6 protein-coding genes are annotated in these 6,616 nt (G+C 78.6%); 2 read left to right on the forward strand and 4 right to left on the reverse strand.

What is annotated here, in order from left to right; genetic code table 11:
* Window positions 1-128: 128 nt before the first annotated feature.
* Window positions 129-1,379, reverse strand: a complete 1,251-nt coding sequence (locus tag ACRYR8_RS20680) for a C40 family peptidase (RefSeq protein WP_432485157.1) — start codon at window positions 1,377-1,379, stop codon at window positions 129-131.
* Window positions 1,380-1,554: 175 nt separating this feature from the next.
* On the opposite strand from ACRYR8_RS20680, the gene ACRYR8_RS20685 reads away from it, so the two are divergent.
* Window positions 1,555-1,998 carry a MerR family transcriptional regulator gene (locus ACRYR8_RS20685; protein WP_432485168.1) on the forward strand — a complete coding sequence of 148 codons (444 nt, stop codon included), beginning with the start codon at window positions 1,555-1,557 and terminating at the stop codon, window positions 1,996-1,998.
* A gap of 42 nt (window positions 1,999-2,040) precedes the next feature.
* Here the strand turns inward: ACRYR8_RS20685 and ACRYR8_RS20690 are convergent, their stop codons facing one another.
* A complete protein-coding gene (locus ACRYR8_RS20690; RefSeq protein ID WP_432485156.1) occupies window positions 2,041-2,913 on the reverse strand; it encodes an SMP-30/gluconolactonase/LRE family protein in 873 nt (290 codons plus the stop codon).
* A gap of 82 nt (window positions 2,914-2,995) precedes the next feature.
* Between ACRYR8_RS20690 and ACRYR8_RS20695 the strand changes: the two genes are divergently transcribed.
* Window positions 2,996-4,783, forward strand: a complete 1,788-nt coding sequence (locus ACRYR8_RS20695) for a putative bifunctional diguanylate cyclase/phosphodiesterase (RefSeq protein ID WP_432485155.1) — start codon at window positions 2,996-2,998, stop codon at window positions 4,781-4,783.
* A gap of 16 nt (window positions 4,784-4,799) precedes the next feature.
* Here the strand turns inward: ACRYR8_RS20695 and ACRYR8_RS20700 are convergent, their stop codons facing one another.
* Complete coding sequence (locus tag ACRYR8_RS20700) at window positions 4,800-5,492, reverse strand: response regulator (protein WP_432485154.1); 693 nt, start codon at window positions 5,490-5,492, stop codon at window positions 4,800-4,802.
* Window positions 5,489-6,427: a sensor histidine kinase gene (locus tag ACRYR8_RS20705; RefSeq protein WP_432485153.1), complete on the reverse strand. Its 939-nt coding sequence runs from the start codon at window positions 6,425-6,427 to the stop codon at window positions 5,489-5,491. Before ACRYR8_RS20705 ends, ACRYR8_RS20700 begins: the two co-directional genes overlap by 4 nt.
* Between the last annotated feature and the right edge of the window lie 189 nt (window positions 6,428-6,616).

Raw genomic sequence — 6,616 nt, forward strand, 5'->3', positions numbered from 1 at the left:
GGCTCCTTGTGGGGTAAGGCTAGCTCGAGGCGACCCACGACCCCGCAACCGCCCCCCCCCCCCCCCCCCCCCCCCCCCCCCCCCCCCCCCCCCCCCCCCCCCCCCCCCCCCCCCCGGAGGGGTCCGGCTCAGCTCGGCCGGGTGCCTTGCGCCAGCAGGCCGGAGCGGTAGATCGAGGCGGTGCGCACCACGGCCCCGGTGTGGGGGGCCTCCACCATCCGCCCGGGCGACACCACCACGCCGACGTGGTGGACCGTCGAGGGGTCGGCGGTGTCGGTGGCGTAGAAGACGAGGTCCCCGGCCCGCAGGTCCGCCAGCGCGACCTTCGCCTCGCCGGAGAACTGCAGCCGCGAGGAGTGCGGCAGGCGCACCCCGGCGGCCTCCCAGGCGCGCTGGGTCAGCCCGGAGCAGTCGAAGGCGTCGGGGCCCTCCCCGCCCCACCGGTAGGGCTTGCCGAGCTGGGCCAGCGCCCAGGCGACGGCGGTGTCCGCCCCGGGGGTGGGACCGGCGGCAGCCGGCACGGGCTCGGCGACCCCGGCGACCCCGGTGAGCCCGGCGCGGGCGGCGGCCTCGCGACGCGCCTCCTCCTCGGCCACCAGAGCGGCCTGGCGCTGGCGCTCCAGCTCCACGGAGGTGCTGCGCAGCTGCGCCAGCTCGGCCAGCGTCTGCTCGGTGCGCGCCCGCGTGGCGGCCAGCAGCGCCTCGGCCCCGGCGGCGGCCTCCTCGGCCGCGGCGCGGGCGGCGGCGGCGGCCTCGGTGGCCCGCCGCTGAGCGCCGGCGGCGGCCTCGGCCTCGGCGCGGGTGGTCTCGGCGCGCCGCTGGGCCTCACCGGCGCGCGTGACGGCGTCGTCGCGGCGCGCGGTGAGGCGCGCGAGGGTGGCGGACCGGTCCAGCAGGTCCTGCGTGGACCCGCCGGCCAGCACCGACGCCAGCGGGCCGAGCTCGCCGGCGGCGCTGCGGTAGCTGCTGGAGGCCAGGTGCCCCAGGGCCTCGCGCGCGCCGGCCAGCTCGGCGCGGGCCGCGTCGGCGGCGCCGGCGGCCCGGGCGGCGTCGGCGGCCCGCTGCTGCAGGAGGGCGTCGGCCTCGTGGTGGTCCTCCACGGCGACCGAGAGGCGCACGTGCGCGGCGTCGAGGTCGGCCTGCTGCCGGGCCAGCTCGCCCTGCAGCGCGGCGACGCGGGCGGCGGCCCCCTCGGCGGCGGCCCGGGCGGCCTCGACCCGGTCCTCACCGGGGTGGAGCGGGGCCGCGGCGGCGGGCGCGGCGGCCAGCAGGGGCAGGACCCCGGCGGCGGCCAGCAGCAGCGTGCGGCGGGAGGTGCCCTCGGCCGCGACGGCCCGGCACGCGGACAGCGGCGCCGCTCCCCCCGCACGTCGCGTCACGTGCCGAACCCTAGCCAGACCCGTCCGGGCTGAACACCCCCTCCGCACGGGTGGCCGACGGCCCGCACGGGGCCGGAGGGGACGTGCCGGCGCGTACGATCGAACGCTGGACCGCGGGCCGGTGCCCGCACGGCCCGGCGACGGGGGACGGGAGGAGCTGCCGGTGAGCGAGCTCATGCAGATCGGCGAGGTGGTCGAGCGCGTCGGCTACAGCTTCCGCACGATCCGCTACTACGAGGAGATGGGCCTGGTCACCCCCTCCGCGCGCACCCCCGGCGGGTTCCGCCTGTACACCGAGAGGGACGTGTACCGGCTGCTGGTCCTCAAGCGGATGAAGCCGCTGGACTTCTCCCTCGACGAGATGCGCGAACTGCTCGGCATCCTCGACGCCCTCGACGGCCGCACGCCCTCCACCACCCCCCGCGGGGAGCTGTTCGACCAGCTCGACACCTTCCGCGCCGCGGCCGACGCCCGCGTGGAGAAGCTGCGCGACAAGCTCATGATGGCCGAGGAGTTCGCGCAGCGGCTGCGCGACGAGGCCGCCGGCCGCACCGACGGTGGTTCCCCGGCCCCCCAGCCGCTCGTGCGCCACGAGCAGGACGCCGCCGCGGCGGGCTGACCGGCCGGGACCGCGCGCAGCGGTCCGCCGGACCGGCCCGCCTCAGCCCGCGAAGGGCAGCACGGGCAGGCCCCGCACCCCCGGCACGAACCGGAAGACGCTGCCCGCCGCCGGGTCGTCGTCGTCGGCGAGGTTCTCCCTCGACGTCGTGATGAACAGCTCGTCCAGGTCCGCCCCGCCGAAGGTGCAGGCCGTCACTTGGCGGGCGCCCACCTCCACGACCGCGTCCAGCGTGCCGTCCGGGGCGTAGCGGCGCACCGCCGAGCCGCCGAACAGCGCCGTCCACACCCCGCCCTCGGCGTCCACGCACAGCCCGTCGGGGTTGTTCGCCCCGGAGTCGTCGTTGACCTGCGCGAACGGGCGGCGGTTCGTCAGCCCGCCGTCGCGGTCGTAGTCGAAGACGTCGGTGCGGCCGGTGGGGGTGTCGTTGTAGTAGGCCAGCGCGCCGTCGGGGCTGAAACCCAGCCCGTTGGAGATCGTCACGCCCGTCAGCACGGTGCTCACCGAGCCGTCCGGGTCCAGGCGGAACACCGAGCCGCGGCCCTCGCCGGCGCCGCCGGCCTGCTCGTACGCCATCGACCCGACGTAGAAGCGCCCGTCGGGGTCGCAGCCGCCCTCGTTCATCCGCAGCCCCGCCTCGGCGCCCCACAGCTCGGGCAGCGGCGTCAGGGAGCCGTCGGCGTCCTCCAGGACGAACCCGCGCTCCACCGCGACGACCGCTCCGCCAGCGGCGCGGGGCCGCACGACGGCCGCGACGTCGCCGTAGCGGCGGCGCACCGTCTCCCCCGAGGGGGCCAGGGTGAGCACGTCGCCCGCGAGCATGTCGACGAACCGCAGCCCTCCCCACGAGGGGGACCAGCACGGCCCCTCGCCGTGGTAGACGACCCGGTCGGTGATGCGTTCCGCTGCAGCCACGCCCCGCACCCTAGGGGGCCGCGCGTTGACCCGCCCGGGTGGGCGCGCTCCAGCGCGGCGCCGGCGGCGCCGACGAACCACCGTGCCCGCTCCCCGCCCCGCCCCCACCGTGGCGACGCCGCGCGTGATGGGCCCGACCGCGGGCGCGTTCTACCTGGCCGGCGGCGGCTCGGCGCTCGCGGTGGTGCTGGGCTCGCCGTTCCCGTCGGCGAGCGCGCAGGCGCAGCTCGGGGCGCTGGCGACCACCGCCCTGCTGGCCGGGGCGGCCCTGCTGCTGCGCGGGCACCTGCTGCCGCGGTGGGCCTTCCACGTCGTGGTGGGGCTCGGCACGGCCCTCATCACGCTCGCGGTGCCGCACTGCCCCTCCATCGCGACCGCGCTGGCCATCAGCACCGTGTACCTGTTCGTCGCGGTCGACGTCGTCTTCTTCTTCACGTGGCGCCAGTCGCTGGCGCACCTGACGGCCCTGGCCGCCGCCGCCGCCGGGGTGCTGGGCGACCGGCCGGGGATGACGCCCGGCGTGGCGGTGGCCCTGGGGGCCGTGCTCGTCGTCGTCTCGACGGTCGTCGGGATCCTCGTGCAGCGCGCCTCCAGCGCCGGGCGCGACAGCCTGACGGGCCTGGCCAACCGGCGCGGTTTCGACGACGCCCTCGACGGCGCCCTGGCCGTCGCCGAGCGCACCGGGGTTCCGCTGTCGGCGGCGCTGCTGGACGTGGACCACTTCAAGCGCGTCAACGACCGCTCCGGGCACGCCGCCGGCGACGACCTGCTGCGCGCGGTGGGCGAGGAGTGCCGTCGCGCCCTGCCGCCGGGGGCGGTGCTCGCCCGCTACGGCGGTGACGAGTTCGCGGTGCTGCTGCCCGGCGCGGCCGGTCCGGCGGCGCTGGAGGCGGTGGAGCGGCTGCGCACCGCCGGCAGCCGTGCCGGGCTGTCCTGCGGCGTGGCGGAGCTGCTGCCCGGCGAGAGCGGCGCGGACCTGATGCGCCGCGCCGACAGCGCCCTGTACGCGGCCAAGGCCGCCGGCCGCGGGCGGGCGCGCCTGGCCGACGACGCCTCGGCGGTGCTGGCGCGCGACCTCGCCGACGCCCTCGCGGCCGGGGACGTGCGCGCCTGGTTCCAGCCGATCGTCGACCTCGCCGACGGCGCCGTGGTGGGCGTCGAAGCCCTGGCCCGCTGGACGCACCCGGTGCGCGGGCAGGTGCCCCCGCTGGAGTTCGTGCACGCCGCCGAGACCACCGGTCTCGTGCGCGAGCTGGGGCAGGCGGTGCTGGCCGACGCGTGCCGCGGCGCCCTGGCGGTGCGCCGCGCGTGGGACCGCGACCTCGTCCTCACCGTGAACGTGTCCGGCCGGGAGCTGGCGTGCCGGGACTACCCCGAGAGGGTCCTGGAGGTCCTGGCCGAGACCGGGTTCCCCGCCGCGTCGCTGGTCCTGGAGGTCACCGAGAGCGTCGTGGACGCCTCCGGCCAGGCCGCGCTCACCGCGCTGCGGGCGCTGCGCGCCCACGGCATCGGTGTCGCCATCGACGACTTCGGCACCGGCTACTCGGCGTTCAGCCGCCTGGACACGCTGCCGGCGGACTACCTGAAGCTGGACGCCGTCTTCACCGCCGACATCACCACGTCGCCGCGGCGGGCGGGCATGCTCGAGGCGCTGCTGTCGCTGAGCGACGCGCTGGGCCTGCGGGTGATCGCCGAGGGCGTGGAGACGCCCGAGCAGGCGCGGCTGCTCACCGGGATGGGGTGCCCGCTGGCGCAGGGCTGGCTGTTCAGCCGCCCGGTGCCGCCGCACGAGCTGGCGGCGCGAGTGCCGGGGCGGCCGGCCGGGCGGGCGGCGGCCCCGCGGGAGCACCAGCGCACCGGCGCGGCTTGACCCGCGGCCCGGGTCCTCACAGCCGCGGCGTCGGCAGGTACGCCAGCTCCGGGCGCCCGGACCCGCCGTAGCGGGGTTCCTTGCGCACGCGGCCGGCACCGGCCAGGTGCTCCAGGTAGCGGCGGGCGCTGACCCGCGACAGGCCGGTGGCGGCGGCCGCCTCCGCGGCGGACAGGCCCGCGCCCGGCGCGGCGCCGCGCAGCGCGGTGACGACGGCCTGCAGGGTCGCGGGCGTCACGCCGCGCGCCGGGCCCGCGGCGGTGCGCAGCTGCGACAGGGCCTCGTCGATGGCCCGCTGGTCCAGGACGTCACCTCCCCCGCCCGCCGCACGGGCCACCTCCTCGCGGAAGCGGGCGTAGGAGTGCAGCCGCTCCTCCAGCGACGCCGCCGTGAACGGCTTCAGCAGGTACTGCACGACGCCCATCGACAGCGCCTGGCGCACCACGCCCGGCTCGCGGGCGGCGGTGACGGCGACGACGTCCGCGCCGACGGCCGCGGCGCGCAGCGCCCGCAGGACCTGCAGGCCGTCCATGTCGGGCAGCGTCATGTCCAGCAGCACCAGGTCCACCCCGCCGGCGCCGACGGCGGCCAGCGCCTCCCGGCCGGAGTGCACGGCGGCGACGACGGTGAACCCGGCGACCGCCTCGACCAGCCGCGCGTGCGCGGCGGCCAGCACCGGGTCGTCCTCCACGACCAGGACCCGGATCACGCCCGCTCCCCCACCGCGCCCACGGGCAGGCGCACCACGAGCGTGCCGCCGCCGTCGTCGAGGGTGACGGGCTCCTCCACCGCCATCGACCCGCCGTGGCGGCGCACCACCTGTCCCACCAGCGCCAGGCCCAGCCCGTGCGCGCCGTGCGGGGTGAGCCGCTGCTCCTTGCGCGACCAGCCGCGCTGCACCGCCAGCTCCAGCCCTCCCGGTGGCAGGCCCTCCCCCGAGTCGGTCACCCGCACCTCCACAACGCCGTCGGCGAACCCGGTGCGCACCCGCACCCACCGCGGCTCGGGCGCCGCCATCGCCGCCTCCACCGCGTTGTCCACGAGGTTGCCGACGACCGTGACCAGGTCGCGCGCCGGCAGCAGCCCCGCGGGCAGCGCCGTGTCCGGTTCCACCTCCAGCTCCACGCCCCGCTCGGCGGCCTGCGCGGACTTGCCCACCAGCAGCGCCGCCACCGCCGGGTCCGCGACGTCGGCGACGACGAGGTCGGTGAGCTCCTGGGCGGCGGCCAGCTCGGCGGTGGCGAACTCGACCGCCTGCGCGGTGCGGCCCTGCTCGACCAGGGTGACCACGACGTGCAGCCGGTTCGCCGCCTCGTGCGCCTGCGAGCGCAGCGCCTCGGCCAGGCCCCGCACGGCGTCGAGGTCCCGGGTGAGGGCCTGCAGCTCGGTGTGGTCGCGCAGGGTGACGACGGTGCTGACGCGGCGGCCCTCCCAGCGGGCGTCGAGCCGGCTGACGACCAGGACGCGGTCGTCGGTGACCTGCACGTCGTCCACGACGTCCTCCCCGGCGTCGACGAGGCGGCGCACCGCCGGGGGCAGCTCCACCCCCGCCTCCCCGCCGCCGGCGCCCTCCGGCCCCGGCGGCAGGAGGCGGCGCGCCTCGTCGTTGACGACCTGCACCCGCCCGGCGGGGTCCAGCACCACCAGGCCCTCGCGCAGGGAGTGCAGGACGGCGTCGTCGACCTCCCACAGCCGCGTCAGGTCCGCCGGTTCCAGCCCGTGGGGGGGGGGGGGGGGGGGGGGGGGGGGGGGGGGGGGGGGGGGGGGGGGGGGGGGGGGGGCGGGGGGGGGGGGGGGGGGGGGCGCGGGCTTCTGCCTTCAACGACTCAGCGG

The sequence above is a fragment of the Kineococcus esterisolvens genome, assembly GCF_050871405.1.
In the GTDB taxonomy this organism is placed as follows: Bacteria; Actinomycetota; Actinomycetes; order Actinomycetales; family Kineococcaceae; genus Kineococcus.

Coding starts and splice junctions, on each gene's coding strand:
- ACRYR8_RS20685 (WP_432485168.1), top strand. CDS start 1,555: ATGCAGATCGGCGAGGTGGTCGAGCGCGTCGGCTACAGCTTCCGCACG.